This is a genomic window from Rhodococcus sp. DN22 (genome assembly GCF_036669995.1).
Taxonomy (GTDB): Bacteria; Actinomycetota; Actinomycetes; order Mycobacteriales; family Mycobacteriaceae; genus Rhodococcus_F; species Rhodococcus_F erythropolis.
Map to the genome: position 1 here is coordinate 1 of NZ_CP133328.1, position 25,703 is coordinate 25,703.

The following is a 25,703-nucleotide window of genomic DNA, read 5'->3' on the forward strand; positions in this document are numbered from 1 at the left end:
TCGGCGCTCTCCCGATGCTCCGCATCGGGACCGGAAGCGGCTCGCTTCGCTCCCCGCCAGGGAGCCGCTGCGCGGCTCGCGGTGGGTCCAGACAGACTGCCGTCGATCGAGTCGCTGCGCACCTCTAAATTCCTGAATTATATTTGTCACCAAAGGATTTGATCGGAACCGTGAAGTCGGTACCCAAGTACCAAACGAGGCTGGGGAGGGACGGAGGTCGCTCAAAGGTACCCTGTCTCGCGACTACCAACTCATCGTCATCATGCTTCCCATCCTACAAGACCCCACCCCAAACCGCAAAACAACACAGAACCACGAAACGCCGAAATTATCACCACTGCAACAGAATTGGTACCTCTATAAAACATTTCCATGCGTAATCTCTGAAACCGATTATCCACCAACTGATTATCCAAAGTTACTGAAACACAATAACATTCAAAACACCCGAAAATCGACCTTCCCGAGCCCACCATCGGCGCTCCATCCCCTCGGTAGCTGACATATCTACTGGCTCAAGCACCCTAGCCGCGGCGAAAATCCGCCGGCAGTCGACATCGCGTCGACACTCCAGTTCCCGCAACACATCCGGACTCATCCCGATGCAACTCTGACCCCACCTGGATACTGATCGCATGCCGACCTACGACAGACCAGTTTTTAGATCCAAACTTGTAGCCAAAGCTCTGGCGGGCGAGATCCGACAGGACCTGGACGATACGGTCGGCGGAATCAGCTGGTGGGCCAACTACCAGCTCGGGCGCGACACACTCTCCGAACTCTCCCACTATGCCGTCAGTGCAGCTCAGAGTGTCGCAACAAATCTTGACGAAGCCGCACTTCACTATTTCCAGTACCAAGAACGCATACGCGCAGAAGACATCTTCCTGACCCGAAAACTCACCGAAGGTCGCGGACAGCTAACGAAACTCAACGAACGGCAGGAGATCGACAGGCGCCGAGAGGCGGAGATCGGAGCGCACCGAACCGCGTTTTTCCGTTCGATCGGATCCACACTCGATACCCTCGCCGGCGTCACAATCGTAGTGAGTGCCCTGTCATTGAACGTGCTCCGCGCCGACTTCGGGATGCTCTGCACATCCGACACCTCCGACACATACCCACGCCTCACCGGACCGGCGGGCGGAAAACTGCGCAAGGCCCTCGCCACCGACACCTCCGACGGAGCACACGCCCAAGAGACCCTCCTTCGCGGTATCCGTGCAGCTGTCGTTGCCGCTGGTCCTCCCGGATGGGTTCAATGGACGCTCGAAACCCGCAATAGCTTCGTTCACCGATCACAATGGCTGAAAATGACCATGCACGATCGACCCCACCGCACCGCCCCTACCAACTGGATTCGCCCACTTCCACGCACACCAGCCCAAAGTGAAGGCGCAGCGCTCAGAGCCGCCGACACACTGACGGACACATACCTCACCGAAGATGCGCTCGCTTCGATGCACGGAGTCCTCGAATCTGTAGATGCAGTGATCAAAGCCGTAATCGAGCAATGTTCACACCTGTGGACCCGACGACGCGCCAACCCTCACCTACTCGAGCAGCCAGGTTCACAGTGGACAGCGCCTACTACCGCAGCCAGCTTCGACGGATACCACCCCGGCTCCGCGCAACGAGCATTCGACAACGCCGACGCCATCCTCGTGCATCCCACCGAAGGGAAACGTCTACTAACACTCATAGACCCGCAGGAGGCAACCCCGCGTCGCACGAAATAGCGAACAGGCCGTTGAGAGGGATGAACCGTGCCGCCGCTGGTGAAATTCGATCGACCAGCAAAATCGAGCGCAGGTGGTATATTTTCTGGTATGAATTCATACCCGGATCGACAAAAAGTCGTCGACGACTTGGGCGAGAAGTTCCTTGACGCATTCGTAGCGTCCGTGGACAAGGCACGTGCCGATCTGGAAGAGTTTCGCGACTTCCGACCGGAATGGTTCGTCAACTTCTCGAAACGGTTCATCGCCGGTTTCATCCACGAACGCATCTGGGACTCGATGCTGCGCACAGCAGACGAGGGCGACGTCCACTTCAAGGACGACGAACCGACTCGGGAAATCCACATCGGCACCAACTACGTGGTCCGAATCAAGCGCCACACCGAAAACTTGAAGATTACGAGCTACCCGACCACCGGCGCACTCGCATTTTGGACGAACAGTGCCACCGCTCAACTGCCGGATCTCGAATTGTGGAGCCTGGCAATGGGATACATATGGAATCCTGAAGAGGCCGCGATCGGCGACACGATCTTGTCGTTCCGTGACAGCAAAGACACACCTATCTGGTCGATTCTGCTGCACTCGGGCCAGTCCGGTCAGGCCACCGGCATCACGTGGACACCAGTGGACCCGCAGTTGCCCCAGCTCGATCTCAGCGATGTTGTCGCTACGAGCGAAGACACAGTAGAAGGATCATGAACCAGATCGGCGACGTAATCCTGACATCGCGGCGTGCAGCCGGGATGACTCAGGAGGACCTGGCTGAGCAGCTCGGCATCACACAAGCAGCGCTGTCCCGCTACGAAAACAACCTTCGAGAACCCGACAGCGACACACTCGAACGGATGAGTCGTGCCCTCGACGTGTCGGTACCGTTCTTGACTCATGCGTTCAGGTTGCAGGGGGCAATCGCTGCCGACGCCCACATGCGTCGGCAGAAGACAACCAAAGCCTCTGATTGGAAACTGGCAGAAGCGAAGCTGAACCTGTATCGGATGCGTGCAGCATTTCTGCTGCAGCGCGTCCCGATGACGCCGCAGAATCATGTACCGACATTCGACCCGGACGACACGACACCATCCGACGCGGCACGGATACTTCGCGCGCAATGGAAGATGCCGATCGGGGCGGTCCGCAATCTCACCAGATGGGTCGAGTCAGCCGGTGTCATCGTCGTCGAACAAGACTTCGGTACGCACCGCATGGACGGGTTGTCGCAATGGGCAAGCGACTATCCCATCATCATGCTCAACAGCGCACTGCCGGCCGATCGCAAGCGGCTGACACTCGCACACGAACTCGGGCACCTGGTTCTGCACAACACGTACATCGATGCCGACATGGAAGCTCAGGCGAACGAGTTCGCGGCCGAACTCTTGATGCCGGCGCACATCATCGAGTCCGAATTCAGAAATCTCACACCCGCGAAACTGCTTGCAATGAAACAGGTGTGGGGTGTTTCAATGCAGGCGCTCTACGAGCGCGCATACCGCATGGGCAAGGTCAGCACAGACGATCGCCAACGCTTCTACCGTTCGTTGAACGCACGAGGATGGAAGGTGAACGAACCGGGAACCGACAAAATCCCGCCAGAAACCCCGGAATTGGCGCGAAGCATCGGAGAGATGCTGATATCGAAGGCCGGCCTGTCACGAGAGGAAGCAGCCGCCCTCATCGGCCATCGAATAGCGGCCAACGAAACCGTCTTCCTCTCCCCCGAAAAACGCTTGCGCGCCGTCTGATCGCCGACGTCAAACTAGCTACCGCAAACGGGTATGGCGATCGATTCCGTCGGCGCGATCGGGAGCGGAACCAGAGGGCGCTCGAACATCATCTATTCAGCCATACGGTTGTTTCGGTGATGGCCGGGTGCCGTTCTTCTATTCGATCCGAGAGACTTGTAGTCCGCCATCGTTGAGACTCTCGTACAAGTCCTCAATTTTCACCTGCCCGCCGCGCTCGTCGCATTGTGTGAAAATTATTCGTTGCGCAGCACGTGAGAGTCCGACAAAGAAAGCTGATGAGGAATCGTCAAATTCTGTGGATTAAGGTGTGTCAGGCGACCTCGGATACCGGCGTGTCCGGTGACGGTTCCGGGGTGATCTCGACGGGTCGTTCGAGGAGCTTGCCCTTGTGGAACAGCGCACCGGCCCGCACCAACGCCACCAGGTGCGGGGCGTTCACGGCCCGCCAGCGGGCCTGGGCGGCCTCGATCAGCTTGTAGGCCATCGCCATCCCCGCCGCCCGCGACCCCGGGCCCTTTGTCACCTTGGTTCTCAAACGCACTGTCGCAAAAGTCGATTCGATCGGATTTGTCGTGCGCAGATGCACCCAGTGCTCAGCCGGATACCGGAAGAACTCGAGCAGCACGTCGGCGTCGTCGGTGATCTTCGCGACCGCCTTCGGGTACTTCGCGCCGTAATCGATCTCGAATGCCTTGATCGCCACCTGCGCCTTGTCGATGTCCTCGGCGAGGTAGATCTCCTTCATCGCCGCCAACGCACCAGGATGAGCCGACTTCGGCAGCGCAGAAAGAACATTCGCCTGCTTGTGAAACCAGCAGCGCTGTTCCCGCGTTTCCGGGAACACCTCGCGCAGGGCCCGCCAGAACCCCAAGGCACCGTCACCGACCGCCAGCACCGGGGCCCGCATCCCACGCCGGCGGCAATCCCGCAGCAGGTCCGCCCAGGACTCGGTCGATTCCCGGTACCCGTCGGAGAGGGCGACGAGCTCCTTACGGCCGTCGGCGCGGACACCGATCATCACCAACAGGCAAAGTTTCTCCTGCTCGAGACGCACTTTCAGGTGAATACCATCGACCCAGAGATAGACGTAATCCGCCTCCGAGAGATCCCGGGCGGCGAAGGCTCTCGCCTCGTCCTGCCACTGCGTCGTGAGGCGGGTGATCGAACTGGCCGACAGGCCGGCACCGGTGCCGAGGAACTGTTCGAGGGCGGGACCGAAGTCGCTGGTCGAGAGCCCGTGCAGGTACAGCAGCGGCAGCACCTCGGACACCTGCGCGGATTTGCGGGCCCATGCCGGCAGGATCGTCGAGGAGAACCGCCTACGTTCACCGGTGTCGGGGTCGACGCGCTTGTCATTGACCCGCGGCGCCTTCACCGCCACCGCGCCGGCGGCGGTGACCACCTCGTGCTCGGCGTGGTAGCCATTGCGGACCACCAGCCGGTGACCGTTGTCGTCGATCTCACCGGCATGCCGGGCGATGTAGTCGGCGACCTCGGCCTGCAGGGCTGCGGCGAGCATCTGCCGGGCGCCGTCGCGGACGATCTCGTCGAGCAACGAGCGGCCCGCGCCGACTGCCTGGCCGGTCTCGTTGGAGTCGTCGTCGTAGTCCACTATCGTGAGCACGGGCGTACCTTCCCGCCAGCGTTGGCGCGCTGGACTTGATCAGAATCCTGTTCGTGTACAGATCATCATCCGGGAAGGTGCGTCCTCCCGGGATCCACAGGTTTCGATCATTCCTCGCTGATGTAGATGCTGCGGGATCCTTACCGTGTGACCACCACTGATCATCATCCAGCCCAAGGAAGAAGACGGTGTGGTACTCCAACCCCTTGCTACGATGGATGGTCAATAACGAAATGGCGTCATTTCCTTCATAGGCGTCGACTGCTTCACGCCAGGACTCGCTTTCGGTTGCGACAAAGCGCAATCTAGCTGTATGAGGCACGGACGTTAGTTACGCGGTGCCGGCGGTAAGCGGCAGGCGGTCGTCCTCCGCGTGCTGAATGCGGTCGGTGATAATTGTAGTGAACATTCCAGACTTCGACCGCGGTGCGCCTTTGCTGCTCGCTGGTGTATTCGCGGGAGTAGAGCAGTTCTTCGGCGAGGATGCGGTTGTAGCGTTCGACTTTCCCGTTGTGTTTCGGTGTGTAGGGCTTGATGCGGTAGTGCCGAGCTTCGCGGAGTGAAGCGGTGAAATCTGCTGCCCGGTAGCATGATCCGTTGTCGGTGATCACGCGCTCGATCCGGTTGATGCCGTGGGCGGCGAAGAAGACGCGGGCGTTGTTCATGAAATCGATGGCTGTTGCGGCGGTTTCGTTGTCTCGGGCTTCGGTGTACGCCAGGCGGGTGTTCCCGTCGATCGCGGAGTGCAGATAGGTGTAACCGGTGCGGGCCTGCTTGTTCTTCGATTTCCGGCGCCGGGATCGTTTGGCCCGCTCGGACCCGCGACCGTGAGCACGCCAACCACCGCCGTCGGGGATTTTTCCGACTTTCTTGATGTCGACATGCACCATCTGGCCAGGTCGTTTCGCTGCGATGACCTGCGGTTTGCGGTTGTTCTCGCCGTTCGGGTCGATGAATCGGCGCCGGTGCAGGCCTAGGTTTCGCAGGATTTTCGTGACTGTTCGACGCGCAATCACCGTTCCATCCATACGGAGTTCGAACTCGATTCGCGAGGCCGACCATTTCCGGGTCCGGCGCATGGATTCGATCTCGGCCACCACCGCTGCTGCTGTGGCAGTCGGGTGATGGTGTGGCGTGCTGGATCGGTCCTGTATTCCCAGGTCGCCATACTTGCGATACCGGTTGACCCATGTGGAGGCGCATTGACGGGAGATGCCCATCTCGGCGGCGACATGGGCGATCGGACGGCTCTGACACCGCTCGATCAGGCGTCGTCTTCCCTCCACGGTTAGCGGAGCATTACGGTGTGTCACAGGGCTGGTCCTTTTTGGTCGAGAACGGTTGTGTCGCAACTCCCATTCTTACGCCGAGGACCAGCCCGTCTACTTCAATCCCGCGTCAGCAACGTCCATACCCACAACACCTAGTTCCATCAGTTGCCTGACAACGCGCGAGAGGTAGTAGGGGGACAGGCTATTCTCGGGCTCCTCGACCGCCAGAAGCGTCAATGTCGGCAGCGTACCTGCGGAGAGGTCGAAACGGTCTTCGTGACCGCCTTCCGCTACCTTCGATTCGATGTCAAGGGTCGCTGCGGTGAGAGCGAGGTGCAGCATGGAGCGCTGGCCGTCGCTCAGAAATCGGGCGTGACGTTTACGGCCAGTATGCGATGGCCGAAACATCAACTCGGCGTTCCCAACCAGTGCAGCCACGTCACGGTTGATCGGTTCAAAAGTTGGAACTGTGTCGGTCGTATCTTGATGCAGTTGTTGCCAACGCTTCGCCAGCGCTTCCTCCACCGTCGATACGGCCGGCTCAGATTCGAACTTTTCGAGCAAATCGGTCGCCGCATCAGTAACGTGCCCGCGCAGATCATCCGACCAGCGGCTCGCACGCCACAATCGTCCGCGCAAAAAAGTTGTAATCTGTCGAGCTCCGTCCCGCGAGGCCGGGACGTAGACCATTTGGATCCTATTCCGATCAGCTCCACGAAATGGAACCCAGTTATCGCCATAGTCCTCGTCGAAGTTGTAAATCACACGGCGCTCGTCCTCAACGGTCCCCTCGATCAAACCATCGTCGGTCCATGTCGCACGGAGTGCGATGCGGCATTTCAGTTGGCCGTCAACTGTTGCGGCCATGTGACGGAAGAACTCCGGGACGCTGGCGGTCATACTTGAAGGCGTCGCTTTGTCTGCGACGTCGAGTTCGGGAAAGGCGAGGATGACTTCAATCGCCAGCGTTCGTTCCTGTGGGGACTGTTCCTCATCCGCTGGCACATGGAAATCTTCGACTTGAATTTGCCGTTGTTCTTGCGTGACACCGAACAACCGGAGGAGCGCTTGACAGACTGCTGTCTTGCCGGAGCCGTTTGCACCGATCAAGGCAGTTAACTGCGGGTCCAACGAGACTGTGGTGGGCTGCGCCCCAAAGCATTGGAAGTTCGTCAGTGTCACGCTCTCCACGTACATGCAGGTTCCCCTTAGATGTTTACTACTTTGGTAGTCGCCGATGCCGCGCCGTCAGCTTAGGTCAAGCGGTGATGACGCTAGCTCGCCAATCGAGGTCACGTCACCATCTACATGGCAGTTCGGCGTGCACGAACGGGGCTGCCCGAGTCCAGCCGTGTGTGTGACGCCGTACTCAAGCCTCCCGTGGAGCGTCCACGTGGACTTCATCCGGCGGTGGACCGCTCTCCTACCGCGTGGGCACACGCCGTGAGTAGCCCTGCCACTATGAGCGCGACAACGAATGACACGGATGAAGGGATCCATGAAGCGATTCGGTTGAGGCCGTCGTATCCGAATGCCGTTACACCGCTTGCGATTGCCGCAATCGAAGAACCTCTCCAAATCCATTCGCTCGGACTTTCACCCGTGACGAGGTCCGCGAATGAACGGTGAACAAGGTACTGACCGAGGACGACAGTGCCGCTCGCTGCCAAGCAGACGAGTAGGGACTGACCTGCTCCGGGTAGGTGGCGTACGAAATATGTCAGGGTACCGGTGAATCCGAGGAACGCGGCGGCGGAGAAGAGGGCTGCGCTGAGGTAGCAGCCCAGTTCGCTGTCGCGGTACGGCGTGCGATCGATGTCGATCGCAACGAAGATCGCGGTGACGACCCCGACGAACAGCACGCCGGTCAAAACCAGTAGCACGGTCCATCCCAGCCAGTTCCAATGCGACCAGTCCCCGTAGTGATTGACTGCCACTTCTTGCATGAGCGATGCCACTCCATTGTCGGTGTCGTGCGCTGAGTAGTGTTGTGTTGAAATATTTTTCATTGCTTCGAGTTGCCACTGTTGAGGACCTCCGCCGTCGAGCAGCGGCTGCCTTTCAAGCGATGTGGCCGTCTTGGCCTGAGAAGCAACTCCAGCGACTTCGGCTAGTCAGCGACGTTGGTGTCAGTGTGGAGTTCGGCCGCAGCTGGGTCAGTTGCGCTCCAGCGTCTGTGCCATCGGGTCGCTGGAGGCGTGAAGATCGGTCCGTTGCTTTGAGCGGCGAGCACATCTCCCCCCTCTGGTGCAGTTTGGTGTAGCGCGCGGAGAGAGCCGCCAGGCAGCAGTTCAGTTGGACCGGATCAGCGTTGTTGTGCTCGTCGCGGAAGATCGCTTTGTCTTCATCGGCAATGAGTGGGTGGGCTTGGACCATCTGCCACGGTGTGGCCGTGGTGACGGTTCCGCGTGCATCGAATTGCCGGCAGTAGAAGTTGTTGATCAATCCTGCACGTGCACGCCAGATCTCGTTGAGGAGTGCGAGGGCCGCGTCACTGGTGCCGTGTTCGGTGGGTGCAGGAATGTCGTGGGCTTGACCGGTTTTCGGGGTGTGGGCTGTACCCAAGCGCAGGTAGAAGTCGACGTTCTGTTCTACACACCAGCGCTCTATCCGTGCGGCGAGTTGTTCATCGGATGTTGTCGCTGTCAACGCTTCGATTGCGAAGGGAAGGTCGTGTCCGATCGAGGTCAGCGCCGCGCCCAGTGCATCGTCTTTGCGGTAGTCGAAGGAACGGTACGTCGTCCATCGCGTGGCGGTAGCCGTGCTGGTGAGGGTGACGATCGGGGATCTGTCTCCATGGTGGTGGATCGTGACTTCGATGTGTCCTGGCGCCGCTGAGGGCTGAGAGACGAGACGGCGGATCGGGGCGTCAGCGGCTACGAGCGCATGTGACGGGCACAGGTTCGGGTGGATGCTGCGTGCACGTTCTGCGGCGAGGGTTCTGTCCACAGTCGCCGACGACATGCTCAACAACTGTTCTGTAGTTGTCGTTTGCGGGGTGAGGTGGCCGTGGCGGACGAGTGCGCCGACGAGCGTGGGAAGCGCTGGGACGAGCCGCTTTCCGGTCGGCATGTCGAGAAGTTTCCAGCACCAGGTAAGGAGCTCCACCGTCTCCGGGCTGTACTTGAGCCGTGATCGAGGTTGCGGGTCGACGGCTCTGGGGGTGGTGGTCCATTTTAAGACGCGGCGAGCGTGGCTTCGGTGCCATCCAGTGCGAGCGCATAGTTCGTCGAGAAGTACACCTTTGGTTCGCTTGTCCGCGCTGGCGTAGGCAAGGGCGATGTCTTCGACGATGCGCTGGCGGCCCTGCCCGCGTGCGGGTTGTGCGCGCTTGTTCGTTACCGACATTCAGGTCCCCTCCTGTGTTGGATCTGTCCTCCTATCTAGTTGTCGGATACCGAACGTCCCGAATCGACAGTTTCCGAAAGAATTTTTCGTTGCTGTTCGAGGAAGCGTCGCTCGACATCGTTTTCGACCAAGATCAGGGCTTCGTCGAGGGCGCAGAGAGCTTCTTTGATGTTGCCGAGCCTGCGGTGCATGTCGGCTCGGGCTGCGGGCAGGTAGTGGTAGCCGGAAAGTTGGTGATCGGTACCGAGAGGATCCAACGCCGCGAGGCCTGCTTTGGGGCCTAAGGCTTCACCGATGGCGATGGCACGGTTGAGCGCAACGACCGGTGAGGGCCAGATAGCCACCATCTGGTTGTAAAGGTCCACGATCCGGATCCAGTCGGTTTCGTCCCACCTACCGGCTTGGGCGTGCACTGCGGCAATGGCTGCCATCAGCGCGTAGCGGCTCGGGGGACGCTGTTTCATCGCGTGGCGCGCCAGAGTGAGGCCCTCGTGAATCGCTGTGTGGTCCCAGAGTTGGCGATCTTGTTCACTCAGTCGCAGCAGTTGGCCGTCACTGTCGGATCGAGCTTCGCGGCGGGCATCGGTCAGCAGGACCAGTGCAAGCAGCCCTGTCGGCTCGGATTGGTGTGGTAGCAGCTCGTGCAGCAACCGGGCAAGGTGCAGCCCGCGTTCAGCGAGATCTCGTCGTTGCAGTTCCGATCCGGAGGGGGCGGTGTGGCCTGTGGTGAAGACGAGGTGGATCACGTCGACAACCGCGTCCACCCGGCTGGCGAGTTCCTCGGCGGCTGGCTCGCGGTAGGGGATCCCGGCGGTCGCAATCTTCTTCTTGCCGCGGGTGATGCGTGCCGCCATCGTCGATTCCGATACGAGGAAGGCCCTTGCAACGTCCGGGGTGGAGAGCCCGCAGACTAGCCGCAAGGTCAGGGCCACGCGGGTGGAGACGGGCAATGCTGGGTGACAGCAGGCGAAGATCAACCTGAGTCGGTCGTCGGGGATGTCTTGGTCGTCGAGGTTGTATGCATCGCCAACGATGAGCAGGGGAAGCTTGGTGTCGAGCAACTCACGACGCCGGATGAAATCGATGGCCCTTCTTCGCGCCACAGTGGTCAACCACGCCACGGGGCTCTCGGGTACACCATGTTCGGCCCAGTTGGTCAAAGCCGAGGCGTAGGCCTCCTGCGCGCATTCTTCGGCGAGATCGAGATCGAGGGTCGTTCGAGCCGCGGCGGCGAGAACGTATGCCCATCCCGTTCGGTGCGCATCAGCGATTGCAGCGTGAACGCCAATTTGGTGCATCAGCTCGGTCCCCCTGTTGCCATGATCCATCTGTTGCACGCCCGGTCAGATTCCGCGGATCGGTCGTACTTCGATTCCCCCGAAAGGTGCCGGCAGTTCTCGGGCAATGACCAGAGCTGCATCGAGATCGTCCGCTTCGATGACGAAGAAGCCGCCTATCACCTCCTTCGCTTCAGCGAACACACCGTCGATGATGGTGACCCCGTCCCCGTCGCCGCGTCGAAGGCTGGTGGCGGACGAGGAGCTGTGCAGCCTCCGCGATTGGGTGACCACATCGGCATGATCGGCGAGGAATGCCTGATAACGCGCTTCGAGGGCTCCTGGATCTTCTCGTTCGCATCGCTCGATCTGTTCTTCGTCTTCGTGAACCAACAGCAGGTATTCCGGCATGACCGCTCCCCTATTTTCGTATTCAGTTGAGTCAACTCACTCTATATATGTCGAACGACAGGAAGCCGAAATCGACACTCTGGCCGAACTTTTCGCGAACCTTTTTAGTGATGCGACGACGCGGTTTCGGGCAGTACTACAAGGTGTAAGACTATTTCGGATTCCAGTGTGCCGACTCATGTCTCGTTTCAGAGAGTCGGCGCTTTCATCTCGCTCCAATTTTCGGGAGGCGATTGTGAGTTCCCTCGTCAGCAGGGTCGCAAGCAGGCAGGCCGATGAGGTCGATTCGCGCTTTCACTTGGCACCAGGACTACGCCGTCAGATCAACAAGGTATTCCCCACTCATTGGTCCTTCTTGCTCGGCGAGATCGCCCTCTACAGCTTCGTGGTGTTGCTCATCACAGGCGTGTTCCTGACATTGTTCTTCGACCCCTCACAGGCCGAGGTCATCTATCAGGGGGCATACCAACCGCTCAACGGGGTGGTGATGTCGCGTGCATACGAAACCTCACTCGATATTTCCTTCGAAGTGCGCGGAGGATTGTTCGTCCGCCAGGTTCACCACTGGGCCGCACTGATGTTCGCAGCGTCGATGATCGTGCATATGGCGCGCATCTTCTTCACCGGTGCGTTTCGCCGACCCCGTGAAGTCAACTGGGTGATCGGATCCCTGCTCCTCATTCTGGCGATGTTCGAGGGCTTCTTCGGATACTCCCTGCCGGATGATTTGCTCTCCGGTACCGGATTGCGCTCGCCGCTCGGTGGAATCACGATGGCCATACCCGTCGTCGGTACATGGCTGCATTGGGCCATCTTCGGTGGTGAGTTCCCGGGGACGTTGCTGATCCCGCGGCTCTACGTCATGCACGTGCTCATCTTTCCGGGTTTGATCCTTGCTCTTGTCGCAGCGCACCTGGCGATTGTCTGGTACCAGAAGCACACACAATTCCCGGGGACTGCACGCACCGAGAACAATGTCGTCGGCGTCCGAATCCTTCCGGTGTTCGCGGCGAAATCGGGCGCCTTCTTTGCCCTCGTCTTCGGGATACTCGCCGTGATGGGTGGCCTGTTGCAGATCAATCCGATCTGGGTTCTGGGCCCATACAACCCTGCGCAAGTTTCTGCAGGCTCCCAGCCCGACTTCTACATGATGTGGACCGACGGTATAGCGCGCCTGATCCCGGCCTGGGAGATCTATCTGTTCAACCGGTACACCATTCCCTCGGCATTCTGGGTTGCACTCGCAATGGGTGCGGTGTTCGTCCTGATGATTGCGTATCCGTGGATCGAAAAGCGTTTGAGCGGTGAGGACAGCCATCACAATCTTCTGCAACGCCCCCGCGACGTTCCGGTGCGTACGGCAATCGGGGCAATGGCGATTGCCTTCTATGTCGTGCTGACGATTTCCTGTGTCAACGACCTCATCGCGCTGAAATTTCACATATCGCTCAACGCGATGACCTGGGCGGGACGAATCGGTGTGATCGTCTTGCCTGCGATAGCGTATTTCGTGACTTACCGGTTCTGTATCGGGCTGCAGCGCAGCGACCGTGCGGTCCTCGAGCACGGTATCGAGACGGGCATCATCAAACGCTTGCCGTCAGGGGCCTATCTGGAAACGCATCAGCCACTCGGACGCGACGGCGAGGCGTTGGAATATCAGGGAGCGGCAGTTCCCAAGCGGATGAACAAGCTCGGCGCCGCGGGACGACCCTATCCCGGTTCACTTTTGGGTCCGGACCCTGAGGACGAAGTTGAAGCACTGAGCCGCGCGGAGGAAGAGTCCGAGCACGAACTTCTTGCCACTCTCAGTCAACGTCAGATCACCGGATCGGCCGACTAACCGCACGCAAACGACACCGCGGGGCGCTCCTGGAATCAGGGGCGCCCCGCAGTTCGGCATGGTCACGGCTGGCCGTACGTCGAGTCCTTCTTGCCGGTTTTACCGTGCGGTGGAGCGGTCGACCACAGTCCTGTATTCGGTGGTGATTTCACGAAGGCGCGGGGCTGGGGCGGCGGCAGGATCGCCGGCGCGGGAGGCTGTCTTCTTCTCGGACTCGTTCATCGCCCGATTTGCCTCAACGATGCTTGTTGTCGGGATGATGCGCATCGCTTCGTAGGATCGCAGTGCCGAGACAGGGTCGGTTGCGCGTGTGAAGCACTCTGCCAGTGCGCCGGCGTCGATGATCGCCTGGGATGCTCCGTTGGCCCCGATCGGATACATCGGGTGCGCCGCATCGCCGAGCAGCGTCACCCGGCCGGAGCCCCAGTGACTCAACGGATCCCGGTCGACCATCGGGTACACGGAGACCTGCGGAGAGCGGGCTGCCAACTCTGTCAGGTCGAACCAGTCGAAATTCCATTCTGCGAGTGCGTTGACGAGTCCGGTGCGCTCGTCTTCGCTCGGGCTTCGTCTGTCGGAGGGAGTCAAGCAGACCCAGTTGAGCAGGGTCCTCCCCTCTGCGTTCGCTTGTTCGCTGCAGGGGTACGCCACCAGGCGAGTGCCGGTGCCGTCGTTGGCGATGATCATTGTCACGCCGTCGAGAAACGTGTACGGCAGGTCGGCCAATCCTCGCCACATGGTGGTTCCCGCGACGCTGACCGGCGCCTCGTCAGGATGAAGCCAGCGCCTGACGGTCGAGTGCAGCCCGTCTGCTCCGACAAGGACGTCGGTGTCGAGTGTGCGGCTTCGGCCGTCCGAGTTCACGACGGTCAGTTGTATCGCCGTCTCGCCGCTGCCAGAGATGTTGGACAGCCGGGCGTCGGAGTGCACGGCTCCTGGCCCGAGTCGCTCGGTTACCGCGTCGAGGAGCATCATCTGCAGGTGACCCCGGTGCACGGAGTACTGCGGATAGTCGTGGCCCGCTGCGATTCCTCGGGGTTCGGTCCACAGGGTCCGCCCGCGATGGTCGACGTATCGATGAGCCTGTGTGGCAACGCCGATCCTCGCGAGCTGATCGGCCAGGCCCAGTCTGGACAGTTCGGCGATCGCGGTGGGCTGGACGTTGATCCCGACGCCGAGGGGAACGATCTCGGGTGCGGATTCGAACAGCGCAGCCTCGTGGCCTCGCTCGTGCAGGGCCAGAGCGGCGGACAATCCGCCGATCCCGGCCCCGGCGATACTGATCCGGGGGCGTGTCGTGGTCAGGTCTTTGCTGGCCATCGCTGTAGTCCTTTCGGGTGCCGACAAAGAGAAGGCCCAGGCGGAACCGGTGGTTCCCGCCTGGGCTCTGTGGTGGATGTTGGTCTTGATCAGGCCTGTGTCACCGAGGCGACCGAATAGGGGCCTGGTGCCGGGGTGGCAAGCTCTGCGGCCTTCTTCGCGAAGACCTGCGCGTCGGGATTGGTGGCCACGGCCTTGATGTCGTCAGGGCTGCTCCACTGGGCCAGGTTGACGACACGAGAACCGTCCCGGCTGGCGAAGAGATTCACCGAGATGAAGCCGGGCTGGTGCTTGATGACCTTCTCGGTGCCCTCGTTGAGGACATCGATCAAGTCCTGCTGCTTCGCCGGGTCCTTGAGTTCCAGAATGTTGATGAATGTTGCGACCTTGTCGCCTTCACGAATCACTGTCTCAGTCATGCCATTACGGTAATCCGCCGTTCCTGCGTTGGCTAGGGTTCGAGAGAGACGTAGACAGCTTTCCGCGCCGAATACCCGTCCTCGCGAGCATCATTGGTGATTCATCAGACACGCTGGCGCGTAATCACTTGATTCGTCACAATTTTCGCGAGCACAGATCTGATGCAACGCTTGCGCGCATCTTCAGTGAGGCGTCATATCGTTGCAGATCTCGGAGCCATACTGTCATCGTTAGGGCGTCAGTTACCACCGAGTCAACGGCGCACCCGTTCGGATCGTGCGCACGGCGAATCGAAATCGTTGCCACTCAGTAATTTTCCGAGTTTCAGGCATGTGCACATTCCGAGAGGTCATGCGATGTACGAAGTTTTCGGCCCCGAGCAAGAAGCGGCACGTTCAAGGAATCGGAGCGCGGTCGCTCGTTATATGCAGACACGGGGCCTCGATCGGTTGAGAAGACACGAACTGTTCACACAGGACGGCGAGGGCGGCCTGTGGACTACCGAGACCGGCGAACCGATCATGATCAAGGGAAGAGATCGACTCGCTGAACATGCCGTGTGGTCGCTCGAGTGCTTCCCGGACTGGTCATGGTTCAACATCGAGATCTTCGATACACAGGATCCCGATCGTTTCTGGGTCGAGTGCGACGGCGCCGGAATCATCCGATTCACCGGCTATCCCGAAGGTCGTTACGAGAATCATTTCATTCATTTCTTCCGCTTCGTGGACGGGAAGATCAGCCAGCAGCGCGAATTCATGAATCCCTGCCAGCAGTTCCGTGCGCTGGGCATAGCGGTACCGAACGTGATCCGCGAGGGAATTCCGACCTGACAATGACCGGCCCCAGCAATCCGACCTAGCGGAGTGATTCGTGATCCCCTCAGCACTGACGTCGACGGTGAATTCTCACCAACCGCCGTGGCAAGACCATCCCCAACTCGACCTCGTGCGCAACGTGCTCGAGACGACCACTGTCATTGCAAGTCCGGTCGAAACCGACCAACTCGCTCGACGCCTGCGTGCCGTCGAGGCCGGCCACGCGAGCGTTCTCCAGATGGGCGATTGTGCGGAAGACCCCGCGCACTGCACACCCGCCCACGTCCACCGCAAGCTTGATCAACTCACTGCAAGCGCCGGCGCAGTGGCAACACCTACCGGCCTTCCTGTTGTTCAGGTCGGTCGTATCGCAGGACAGTTCGCCAAACCTCGCTCCAAGGCAACCGAAACCGTCGGTGATCGCGAAGTGGTCACCTACCGGGGTCACATGGTGAACCTGCCCGACAGCGACGAGGTCAGCCGGACGCCGGATCCGCTCCGGATCCTGATGGGGTACCTGACGTCGAAGCAAGTCGCCGCCACCATCGCCGGCTTCAACCGCGGGCGGGCCTTGGAGGATCGAGTATGGACGAGCCACGAGGCGCTGCTACTCGATTACGAACACCCCATGATGCGCTCGGGAAGCGATGAACGCACGTATCTCACCTCCACGCACTGGCCGTGGATCGATGAACGTACGCGCAACGTCGACGGTCCCCACGTCGCCACGCTGGCGCACATCGCCAACCCCTCTGCCTGCAAAGTCGGCCCGACAGCTACCGAAGGCGATCTCGTAGCGCTGTGTTCTCGGCTCGACCCCTATCGAGAACCCGGCAAGCTCGCCTTGATCACACGGATGGGCGCTCAACACATCCGTACTCGACTGCCGGCGTTGATGAGTGCAGTTCGCGCGGCCGGGCACCGTGTGCTGTGGATCTGCGATCCGATGCACGGCAACACACTCAGTGCAGGGGATGGCACCAAGACCCGAGTCGTCGACGACGTCATCGACGAGATGACGGGCTTCGTCGGTGTTGCCGATCAGACCGGAACGCGGGTGCACGGGCTACATCTCGAGACCACCCACCTGGCCGATGTCAGCGAATGCGTCTGGTCGAGTGCAGATCTCGCCTCTGCTCGGCCGAGTAGTCCACTGTGCGATCCGCGGCTGAACCCGGAGCAGACTGCTGCCGTGGTGCACGCCTGGGGCGAGATGCTCGCACGACATTACCGAGCAGTGGAGACGCCGTCATGAGTGGTGATCTCACTGTCGAGCCGTACCTGCTGCCCAGTCCAGGTGAGATGCCGGATGCATTGGTGGACTGGGATATCCGGCCGCAGCAGGCGACGTTACTCATCCACGACATGCAACGTTATTTTCTGTCTCCATTCCCGGAACGATGCGTTCGGAGATCGTGGGCAATGTGCGCGATCTGCATTCCTGGGCGCAGCGGGCAGGGGCGGCCACGGCTTACACCGCGCAGCCGGGCAGGATGAGCGTCACCGATCGCGGACTGTTGCGCGATTTTTGGGGCCCGGGGATGCAGACCACCGATGCGGACCGAGCACTTGTCCCGGAACTCGAACTCGGCGACGACGCGTGGCCCTTCGTCAAGTGGCGTTACAGCGCTTTCCACCGATCCGACCTGCTCACCCGCATGCGTGAGGACGGACGCACTCAACTTGTCCTGTGTGGTGTGTACGCCCATGTCGGTATCCTTGCCACTGCCCTCGATGCGTACACCCACGACATCGAGGTGTTCCTCGTCGGTGACGCGGTCGCCGACTTCACGGCCGCAGATCACCGCCAGACACTCGAATACACCGCACGCTGCTGTGCACGGGTAGTCGCCACGAAGTGGGTGACCGAGCGATGAGCCTTCCGACCTCGACCGACCTTCTGACCGAAATCCTGGCCGGCAACCGCTCGGTGTACGCCCTCATCTGCCGCACCGACCCTGCCACTGGTGCTCGCACCGTCACCGCGTTGTCCGGGCAGCTACGGCAGCACGAGCTGATCGAGGAAATATCCACGACCGCTGACGTATTCGTCCTTCTTCCCTATCGTCAAATACGCGAACGTGGCTATCCGGCCCACGACGACGGTGCACCGCTGCTCGCGATTTCCATCGACGAGCAGCAGGACTACCCGCTGAGCGGCGTGCTCGACAAACTCCCGCGCCGCTCCTTCGCCCTCACCGGCGGGCACTTCGACAGCTCCGACGCCGACTACGCACGGAAAGTCGCCGCGATCGTGTCCGAGGAGATCGGCAACGGACGCGGTGCGAACTTCGTGATCAAGCGCGAATTCTCCGCCGAGTGCACCCCCTACAACCCGGCAGTCCCTCTGTCCGCGTTCGGGGAACTCCTCGACAACGAACGCGGCGCCTACTGGACCTTTCTCGTACACACAGAGGACCTGATACTCGTCGGCGCATCACCTGAACAACACGTTGTACTCGACAACGGCACAGCCGTGATGAACCCGATCAGCGGAACCTACCGCTATCCACCCGGCGGGCCGACCCTGGACGGAGTCCAACAGTTCCTCGACGACCGCAAAGAAACCGACGAGCTGTACATGGTGGTCGACGAAGAGCTGAAGATGATGTGCCGCATCTGTGAGCCCGGCACGACTCGAGTCCACGGACCGGCCCTCAAGGAGATGGCGTGGGTCGCTCATACTGAGTACTTCATCGAGGGGCAGACCCACCGTGACCCGCGAGAAGTATTGCGGGAAACGATGTTTGCGCCCACCGTGACCGGAAGCCCGGTAGAAAGCGCGACGGAGGTCATCGCCCGTTACGAAACGACCGGTCGCGGTTACTACAGCGGTGTGGCGGCATTGATCACCCGATCCGGTGGCGGGGCACCCACTCTCGATTCGGCGATCCTGATTCGTACAGCGGCGATCGAGCCGCACAGTGGGCGTGTACGGGTGGCGGTGGGGGCCACGTTGGTTCGGCATTCCGATCCTGCGGCCGAAGTCTACGAGACCCACGCCAAGGCGCAGTCGGTTCTCGCGGCATTCGGGCACAGCAAACCCCATGCCAGCTGGAATCGCCACCCGATGATCACCACCGCCTTGGCGCATCGCAATAACCAGATCGCAGGATTCTGGTCGCCGAACTACTCCCACGACGTCCGCTCCCGGGTACTGGACGGACGTAAGGCGCTCGTCGTGGATGCCGAAGACACGTTCACCGCGATGCTCGACCACCAGCTGCGCTCCCTCGGTTTGACGGTCACCGTGCGCCGATTCGACGACATGTACACCACCAGTGACCACGATCTGGTAATCGTCGGGCCGGGGCCCGGTGATCCCACAAATGTCGATGACGAGAAGATCGTGCACCTCCGAACACAGATCGACGACCTGCTCTCGACACAGCGTCCGTTCCTCGCGATTTGCTTGAGCCATCAGATCCTGGCCTCGCGTCTCGGTCTCCCTCTCGCCCGCAGAGCTGAGCCGAACCAGGGTAAACAGGCGCGCGTCGAGATCTTCGGACAGAGCGAGAACGTCGGCTTCTACAACACCTTCGAAGCACGCACTGCTTCCGGTCGGATCAATGTCGCGGGCGTCGGCCCGGTCACTGTTTCCGCGGACACCGCCACCGGAGCGGTCCACGCCCTCGAAGGGCCTCACTTCGCGTCCGTTCAGTTCCACCCCGAGTCGATCCTGACCGTGAACGGGCCGCGCATCCTCGCTCTCATGTCCGAAAGGCTGCTCTCGACGTGAAACTCGAATACATCGTGTGGGACCTCCAGGCAGACGACGACCCGTCAGTGACCCACCTCAATGAACTGACCGACACCGCAGCTGTCGAGGCGTGGCGCTCGGTGCCCGGTCTGGCTGCCAAATACTGGATCCACGATCGAGGAGCGCGGCGGTGGGGAGCGATACTGCTCTGGGATGACGATCGCCCGGCGGGCAAGCTCCCGGCTGGGCCGGCCGTCGAACTCCTCGAACGAGAACGTGCTCACCGCAAGGACTTCGAGGTCCACGCCTCCATCGAGCATCGACCCAAGAGTTCTCGGCGCACTCTCCGATACTGCGTCGTCGACGCGTTCGCCAGTACGCCTCTCAGCGGTAATCCGGTCGCGGTGTTCTTCGGCGCAGACTCGCTCGCGACGGAGACGATGCAGCGAATCGCCGCAGAGTTGAATCTGTCCGAGGTCACCTTCGTCTTGCCGGCCGACTCGGCAGAATCGACTGCGCGGATTCGAATTTTCACCCCCGTCAACGAACTCCCCTTCGCCGGGCACCCCATCCTCGGTACCGCTGCCGCTGTTGCCGCTCAGACAGGTGCGAAGGAGCTCGCGTTCGAAACCGCGGTGGGTCTGGTCCCGATGACAGCTGAGCCCGTCGACGACTACTTCCGCGTCACGATGGAGCAACCACTCCCGACGTGGTCGCCAATGCCTGACACCGAACAGAGATCACTGTTGGCAGCCTTGGGGCTCGACGCAAGCGCACTTCCGATCGAGACCTACGACAACGGCCCACGCCACACGATCGTCACCGTCGAGAGCATCGAGGCGCTCTCTGCTCTGCGCCCGGACCACCGTGCGTTGTCCGAGTTCGAGAACATGGCGATCAACTGCATCGCCGAAGACCTCGACGGGGTCTGGCGAAACCGGATGTTCTCTCCCGCCTACGGGGTGGTCGAAGATGCCGCCACCGGATCAGCCGCCGGCCCGATCGCCATCCACCTCGCGCGTCACGGACGGATCGAATACGGCCATGACCTCCGCATCCACCAAGGTGTCGAACTCGGACGACATTCCGTGATGCACGCCTGCGCCGACATCGATCCTCACACCGGCAAGCTCGCCTCCGCACTGGTCGGAGGCGACGCGATCACCATCGCGCACGCAACCCTGTACCTCGGATCCGATCGAGGCACCGACCATGAGTAGCCAATACGAAACCATCACCGGAACCGCTCGCCCATTCCTGGAATATTCCGATCCACCACCCACGCCGCTGGACCTGTTCCAGATATGGATCGAGCAAGCTGAGATCGCCGGGGTCCGTGAGCCACTCGCGCTGTCCTTGGCCACGACAGACAGCGTCGGCCGCTGTTCTCAACGCACCGTCGCCGTCACCGACATTTCCGCTAGCGGATTGTCCTTCTCGACGCATACGACAAGCAGGAAAGCACGCGATCTGCATACGAACTCGTGGGCAAGTGGCCTGTTCTACTGGCGCGAACTCGCCCGTCAACTGATCATCTCCGGTCCCGTACTCAAACTCAGCGCCGCGATCGCCGACAAAGTGTGGGACGAGCGCGCCGAACCCCTCAAACCCATGTCGACGGCCTCGCATCAGAGTCTGCATCTCGGCGACCCCGAAGTGCTGCTCGCACGCAGTGAGAGTCTCGGCCAACACACCGATATCGCCCGCCCTCACCGATTCGCCGTCTACCAACTCCAACCGCATCGCGTGGAGTTCTGGGCAGCAGACCACTCGCGCCTACACCGCCGATTGCTCTACGAACGCGGCCCACGTGGGTGGACCGTCGATCGACTTCAGCCCTGAAACACTCGTCCTACACAAAGGATTGACATGGAACCCGACACGTCACTGGACGCGATCGTCATCGGCGCCGGATTCGCCGGCATCTACGCCCTGCACAAACTTCGCAACGAACTCGGACTCGCAGTGCGATGCTTCGACAAAGCCGACGGTGTCGGCGGCACATGGCATTGGAATCGGTATCCCGGCGCGAAGTCGGACAGCGAAGGGTTCGTCTACCGGTATTCCTTCGACAAGGAGATGCTTCAGCAATGGTCGTGGACTAACCGCTATCTCGAACAAGCAGAAGTCCTCGAGTATCTCAATGCCGTGGTCGATCGCCACGACCTACGCCGCGACATCCAGCTCGAGACTGCTGTCACCTCCGCACGGTGGGACGATTCCCTGGCACGGTGGGAAGTACGCACCGACTCCTCCAAGGTTTATCGGAGCAAGTACCTGATCACCGCCCTCGGGGTGCTCTCCGAACCCAACACACCGGAAATACCTGGTATCGAACAGTTCTCGGGACAGGTAGTGCACACCAGTCGTTGGCCGGAGGGGCTTGACGTCGCCGGCCGCAAAGTCGGCGTGATCGGCACCGGTTCGACAGGCACCCAATTCATCTGCACCGCCGCGGAAACCGCCCAGCAGTTGACGGTGTTCCAGCGCACCGCGCAGTACAGCATCCCCTCCGGCAACGGCCCGATCGATCAGGAATACCTCGACCGGTGCCGCAGCAACTACGACGCCATCTGGGACCAAGTCCGCAATTCGATCGTCGGATGCGGATTCGAAGAGAGCACGGTCTCGGCGACGTCGGTGTCGGAAGCGGAACGAACCCGTGTGTTCGAGGAAAGCTGGCAACGCGGAAATGCCTTCCACTTCATGTTCGGGACCTTCAACGACATCATCTTCGATCCCGCGGCGAACCTGGCCGCAGCCGATTTCGTTCGGGACAAGATCGCCGCGATCGTGGACGATCCCGATACAGCCCGAAAGCTCATGCCCTCAGGGTATTACGCCACTCGTCCCATCGCGAACAAGGGATACTACGAAACTTTCAACCGGCCGAACGTCTCCCTGGTCAGCATCAAAGACAACCCGATCACCAGGCTGACCGAGAACGCAGTAGTCACCGCGGACGGAACCGAACACGAGATCGATCTACTCGTACTCGCCACCGGCTTCGACGCCGGATACAAGAAGATGCACCTCACGGGACGCGACGGAACACCGATCAGTGAACTCTGGAACGAGACCACCGCGGCCTACCTGGGTATCGCCACGCACCAATTCCCGAACATGTTCATGGTTTACGGCCCCAACAGCGTCTTCACGAACCTGCCGCCAGGAATCGAAACACAGGTCGAATGGATCACCGAACTGATCCGCCAGGCCGAAACACAAGGCTCGGCCACTGTCGAGGCCGACGAGACCGCCGTACGTACATGGGCGCAACTCTGCGACGACATCGCCAACGCATCACTGTTCCCGAAAGCCCATTCCTGGATCTTCGGCGCCAACATTCCAGGAAAAACCAGCCGGGCCCTGTTCTATTTCGCCGGTCTGGGCAACTACCGGCGCGTTCTCGCGGACGAGGCCGATGCCGACTACCCGAACTTCACCTTCCGCAGCGATGACCACACGTCCCTGGAGCGAGAGCATGCCTCAATTCCGCAGTGACCGCCGCACACCCGCCGACTACGGACTTCTCGTCGCAGCCGCAACCCTCTACAACGACAGCTCCGTAGGCCTGGTCCAACAACAACTTTCAAAGCACGGAATCCGAAGCACCATCTCCGGCCCCGAACTGTCCGGCCCCGGAATCGCCCGCAAAGTCCTCGTCTTCCCCGAAGACCACCACCGCGCCTTCCGCGTGCTCTGCAACGAGAACGAAGACCTGTAAACGACCGACTGACGATCCACTCACATGCTCACGTCATGCGCCACCACGTTGACGGCGCTGGATGAACTGGAGCCGGCAAGTCGTGTTTATGACAGCTTGATTCGAGACCACTGTGACGGCTTGATCCAGACCCATCTGCGACTCGCCGCAGTGGTGGTGACGGTTTGAGCGGAGTACGCCTCGGTGACCGCCGCGGCGGAGGCGATCGCCAAGCAGGTCGGCGTCGGGCAGGAGACGGTGCGGCGCTGGGCTCTGCAAGCTCAGGTCGACACGGGTTCCCGCTCGGGCACCACCTCGAAGGAATCGAAGGAATCGGCGGAGATCAAAAAGCTCAAGGCCGAGAACAAGCAGCTGCGTGAGGACGTCGCCATCCTCAAAGCTGCGACAACTTTCTTCGCGGGGGAACTCGACCCCCGCAACCGATGATCATCGCTTTCATAGATTCGTTGCGTGCCAACGGTTCTGCGGTCGAGTCGATCTGTCGAGTCCTGAGCGATCAGGGCTGCAAGATCGCCGCGAGAACTTATCGAGCATGGCGAGTACGCACGCCGGCTGCGCGCACCGTCTCCGACGCCCACGTCATCGACGCAGTCAGGGAGGTCGTGTGGAACACCGACGCCGACGGCCGGCGGAAGATGACACCCGAAGGGCTGTACGGGAGAGTGAAGATGCGCGTACATCTGGACCGGACCGCGATCCCCGGGGTGTCCTACGGTGCGGTCGATCGTGCGATGAAATCGCTCTGCCACAACGGAATTCGACGAGCGAAAGGAATCAGAACAACCATCCGATCGGCGGACGGCGTGCGAGCGGGCGACCTGCTCAACCGACAGTTCCAGGCCGAGGAACCGAACCGAGTATGGGTCACCGATTTCACTTACGTCCGAACATGGGCCGGGTGGGTCTACGTGATGTTCATCATCGACGTGTTCTCCCGGCGGATCGTCGCCTGGCATGCCTCGATGTCGAAGACCGTGGACCTGGTGACGATTCCGCTTCGGATGGCGCTGTGGCAGCGCCGCCGTGAGGGCCATCCGGTGAAAGCGGCTGAGCTGATTCATCATTCGGACGCGGGCAGTCAGTACACGTCCGTGAAGCTGACCGAGAAGTTGGCACTCGAGAACATCGCGGCGTCCATCGGATCGGTCGGGGACGCCTACGACAATGCCCTCGTCGAGTCAGCTAACGGGTTGTACAAGACCGAGTGCATCCGAACGACGATCTTCCACTCGGGGTCGTACAAGACGGTCACAGACGTCGAGTTCGCGACCGCTGGTTGGGTCGAGTGGTACAACGTCAAGCGCCTTCATTCCAGCATCGGCCACATGCCTCCGATCGAATACGAAACACTCCACTACGCTGACCTCACCACCGAGGATCAGCCCCAACTGGAGGCGGCACAGAACCTAGGGTGATTCATCTTGCGGTCACTCATCCACTCCGGACAGCTCCAGAACCGGATCAACGCACTCTAAATCCGGAAGGGCCGGAAATCCGGAAGGGCCGGAAAACCCCCGCAACGAGGCGGTGGCCTTGATCGCCTGCAGGTACCGGTCGATCGTCGCACCGCTCATCGACTCCAACTCGGTCCGCACCGACGGGCTGTAGTGGCCGCGACCGTCGACGAGCTCGCCGTGGGCCTCCAGCGAATCCAGCAGCAGGACCATCTGCGCAGCCAGATACGGACCACAACTGCCCCCGGACAGGACCCACAGGTGTTTGAGAACCTCGCGTGCGTCGGCACTGTACTTCCGGGGCCGAGACCTGCGCCGATCCATCCGCACCACGTTCGGCGCCCGCGAGCCGGCCTCCACCAGAGCATGCCTGGCGCGGCTGCGGGACAGACCGGTCAGCTCGCAGAACTCATCGAGCATCCGGCCCTTGTCCTTCTTCGACGCCGCCAGGTACAGCTTGGCGTACTTGCGAGTGACCTCGACCACCGTCGACCTCGACAGATCCGACCCCATCCGCTCATCGTCGACCCGGCCCCGGCTTCGCGGCTACCAGTACGTGAGGAACCAAGTCCCGTTCGCGGCTGACATACGTGATGATTGCCGAGACCTTGTCAACACCGGCGACGAACCGGCACCATGAACCCCAGTCGAACACCGACACGTGAGCCTGTATCCCGAACAACACATCACCCTGTACGCGGACACGGGGCCGATTGTGCGACCGGGTGATGTCCAGGTCGCACAGGAGTGAGGCCAGCGGTTTCGAGGTCATCGCCGCGCCCCCGTCGGCGTGGAGATATCCCGGTGCTCGGCCTTGCTCGGCGATGGCGTCGGCGACCAGGTCAGCGGCTAGTTCGCCGTCTCCGACGGTCTCGATGCACCAGCCCACGACGTAGCGGGAGAAGATGTCGATGACGACGTGAGCGTGGTACCAGATGCCCTTGGTCGGGCCCCGCATTTTCGTGATATCCCCTGGAGGACCAGACGTCATTTTGCCTGGTAG

General features: G+C 60.9%; 22 protein-coding genes and 3 pseudogenes. 13 read left to right on the forward strand and 12 right to left on the reverse strand.

Annotation, left to right across the window (positions count from 1 at the left end; genetic code table 11):
* Nucleotides 1-635: 635 nt before the first annotated feature.
* From RA302_RS31580 to RA302_RS31590, 3 genes are all read left to right on the forward strand, one after another.
* A complete protein-coding gene (locus RA302_RS31580) occupies nt 636-1,739 on the forward strand; it encodes a hypothetical protein (RefSeq protein ID WP_021334723.1) in 1,104 nt (367 codons plus the stop codon).
* Between the two features lie 90 nt (nt 1,740-1,829).
* On the forward strand, nt 1,830-2,441 hold the full coding sequence (locus tag RA302_RS31585) for a hypothetical protein (RefSeq protein WP_021334722.1): 612 nt from the start codon (nt 1,830-1,832) through the stop codon (nt 2,439-2,441).
* Entirely contained in the window at nt 2,438-3,484 is a 1,047-nt protein-coding gene (locus RA302_RS31590; RefSeq protein WP_021334721.1) for an ImmA/IrrE family metallo-endopeptidase, read from the forward strand. Before RA302_RS31585 ends, RA302_RS31590 begins: the two co-directional genes overlap by 4 nt.
* 313 nt (nt 3,485-3,797) lie before the next feature.
* Here RA302_RS31590 and RA302_RS31595 read toward each other — a convergent pair whose 3' ends face one another.
* From RA302_RS31595 to RA302_RS31630, 8 genes and pseudogenes are all read right to left on the reverse strand, one after another.
* Nucleotides 3,798-5,111, reverse strand: coding sequence for an IS256 family transposase (locus tag RA302_RS31595; RefSeq protein ID WP_030538128.1), 1,314 nt, complete (start codon nt 5,109-5,111; stop codon nt 3,798-3,800).
* 169 nt (nt 5,112-5,280) lie between these two features.
* Nucleotides 5,281-5,433, reverse strand: a pseudogene (locus RA302_RS31600) (3'-5' exonuclease); the annotation flags it as partial.
* Nucleotides 5,417-6,424: an IS481 family transposase gene (locus RA302_RS31605; RefSeq protein ID WP_030537987.1), complete on the reverse strand. Its 1,008-nt coding sequence runs from the start codon at nt 6,422-6,424 to the stop codon at nt 5,417-5,419. The gene RA302_RS31605 and the pseudogene RA302_RS31600, both read right to left, overlap by 17 nt.
* A 69-nt stretch (nt 6,425-6,493) precedes the next feature.
* The gene (locus RA302_RS31610; RefSeq protein WP_021334692.1) at nt 6,494-7,579 is read right to left on the reverse strand and encodes an AAA family ATPase; all 1,086 of its coding nucleotides are present in this window, start codon (nt 7,577-7,579) and stop codon (nt 6,494-6,496) included.
* Between the two features lie 203 nt (nt 7,580-7,782).
* Nucleotides 7,783-8,328 (reverse strand): hypothetical protein, encoded by a 546-nt coding sequence (locus RA302_RS31615; protein WP_030537985.1) that lies wholly within the window; start codon nt 8,326-8,328, stop codon nt 7,783-7,785.
* 115 nt (nt 8,329-8,443) lie between these two features.
* Nucleotides 8,444-9,730, reverse strand: coding sequence for a hypothetical protein (locus RA302_RS31620; RefSeq protein ID WP_031332332.1), 1,287 nt, complete (start codon nt 9,728-9,730; stop codon nt 8,444-8,446).
* Between the two features lie 35 nt (nt 9,731-9,765).
* Nucleotides 9,766-11,028 carry a sigma-70 family RNA polymerase sigma factor gene (locus tag RA302_RS31625; protein WP_051253235.1) on the reverse strand — a complete coding sequence of 421 codons (1,263 nt, stop codon included), beginning with the start codon at nt 11,026-11,028 and terminating at the stop codon, nt 9,766-9,768.
* A 45-nt stretch (nt 11,029-11,073) separates the two neighbouring features.
* On the reverse strand, nt 11,074-11,418 hold the full coding sequence (locus RA302_RS31630; RefSeq protein ID WP_021334696.1) for a YciI family protein: 345 nt from the start codon (nt 11,416-11,418) through the stop codon (nt 11,074-11,076).
* A gap of 232 nt (nt 11,419-11,650) precedes the next feature.
* On the opposite strand from RA302_RS31630, the gene RA302_RS31635 reads away from it, so the two are divergent.
* Nucleotides 11,651-13,261 (forward strand): cytochrome bc complex cytochrome b subunit, encoded by a 1,611-nt coding sequence (locus tag RA302_RS31635; protein WP_030537982.1) that lies wholly within the window; start codon nt 11,651-11,653, stop codon nt 13,259-13,261.
* Between the two features lie 99 nt (nt 13,262-13,360).
* Here the strand turns inward: RA302_RS31635 and RA302_RS31640 are convergent, their stop codons facing one another.
* Together RA302_RS31640 and RA302_RS31645 are read right to left on the reverse strand one after the other, a co-directional pair.
* Nucleotides 13,361-14,581: an FAD-dependent monooxygenase gene (locus RA302_RS31640; protein WP_021334644.1), complete on the reverse strand. Its 1,221-nt coding sequence runs from the start codon at nt 14,579-14,581 to the stop codon at nt 13,361-13,363.
* Between the two features lie 89 nt (nt 14,582-14,670).
* Nucleotides 14,671-15,000 (reverse strand): antibiotic biosynthesis monooxygenase, encoded by a 330-nt coding sequence (locus RA302_RS31645; RefSeq protein WP_021334645.1) that lies wholly within the window; start codon nt 14,998-15,000, stop codon nt 14,671-14,673.
* Nucleotides 15,001-15,357: 357 nt separating this feature from the next.
* Between RA302_RS31645 and RA302_RS31650 the strand changes: the two genes are divergently transcribed.
* From RA302_RS31650 to RA302_RS31690, 9 genes and pseudogenes are all read left to right on the forward strand, one after another.
* Complete coding sequence (locus RA302_RS31650) at nt 15,358-15,834, forward strand: PhzA/PhzB family protein (protein WP_030537981.1); 477 nt, start codon at nt 15,358-15,360, stop codon at nt 15,832-15,834.
* Between the two features lie 40 nt (nt 15,835-15,874).
* Complete coding sequence (locus RA302_RS31655; protein WP_021334647.1) at nt 15,875-17,074, forward strand: 3-deoxy-7-phosphoheptulonate synthase; 1,200 nt, start codon at nt 15,875-15,877, stop codon at nt 17,072-17,074.
* Nucleotides 17,071-17,696: pseudogene (locus RA302_RS31660) on the forward strand (isochorismatase family protein). Before RA302_RS31655 ends, RA302_RS31660 begins: the two are co-directional and overlap by 4 nt.
* Complete coding sequence (locus tag RA302_RS31665) at nt 17,693-19,558, forward strand: anthranilate synthase family protein (protein WP_021334648.1); 1,866 nt, start codon at nt 17,693-17,695, stop codon at nt 19,556-19,558. The pseudogene RA302_RS31660 and the gene RA302_RS31665 overlap by 4 nt, the downstream one beginning before the upstream one ends.
* On the forward strand, nt 19,555-20,739 hold the full coding sequence (locus RA302_RS31670; RefSeq protein WP_021334649.1) for a PhzF family phenazine biosynthesis protein: 1,185 nt from the start codon (nt 19,555-19,557) through the stop codon (nt 20,737-20,739). Before RA302_RS31665 ends, RA302_RS31670 begins: the two co-directional genes overlap by 4 nt.
* Complete coding sequence (locus RA302_RS31675; RefSeq protein WP_021334650.1) at nt 20,732-21,361, forward strand: pyridoxal 5'-phosphate synthase; 630 nt, start codon at nt 20,732-20,734, stop codon at nt 21,359-21,361. Before RA302_RS31670 ends, RA302_RS31675 begins: the two co-directional genes overlap by 8 nt.
* Before the next feature lie 27 nt (nt 21,362-21,388).
* Entirely contained in the window at nt 21,389-23,023 is a 1,635-nt protein-coding gene (locus tag RA302_RS31680) for an NAD(P)/FAD-dependent oxidoreductase (RefSeq protein ID WP_011331502.1), read from the forward strand.
* Entirely contained in the window at nt 23,004-23,246 is a 243-nt protein-coding gene (locus RA302_RS31685) for a hypothetical protein (RefSeq protein ID WP_011331503.1), read from the forward strand. Before RA302_RS31680 ends, RA302_RS31685 begins: the two co-directional genes overlap by 20 nt.
* Nucleotides 23,247-23,447: 201 nt before the next feature.
* Nucleotides 23,448-24,661 (forward strand): annotated as a pseudogene (locus RA302_RS31690) (IS3 family transposase); the annotation flags it as partial.
* A 12-nt stretch (nt 24,662-24,673) separates the two neighbouring features.
* On the opposite strand, the gene RA302_RS31695 reads toward RA302_RS31690, so the two are convergent.
* On the reverse strand, nt 24,674-25,213 hold the full coding sequence (locus RA302_RS31695; RefSeq protein WP_021334653.1) for a hypothetical protein: 540 nt from the start codon (nt 25,211-25,213) through the stop codon (nt 24,674-24,676).
* 4 nt (nt 25,214-25,217) lie between these two features.
* On the reverse strand, nt 25,218-25,691 hold the full coding sequence (locus tag RA302_RS31700) for a DDE-type integrase/transposase/recombinase (protein WP_080656781.1): 474 nt from the start codon (nt 25,689-25,691) through the stop codon (nt 25,218-25,220).
* Nucleotides 25,692-25,703 lie beyond the last annotated feature (12 nt).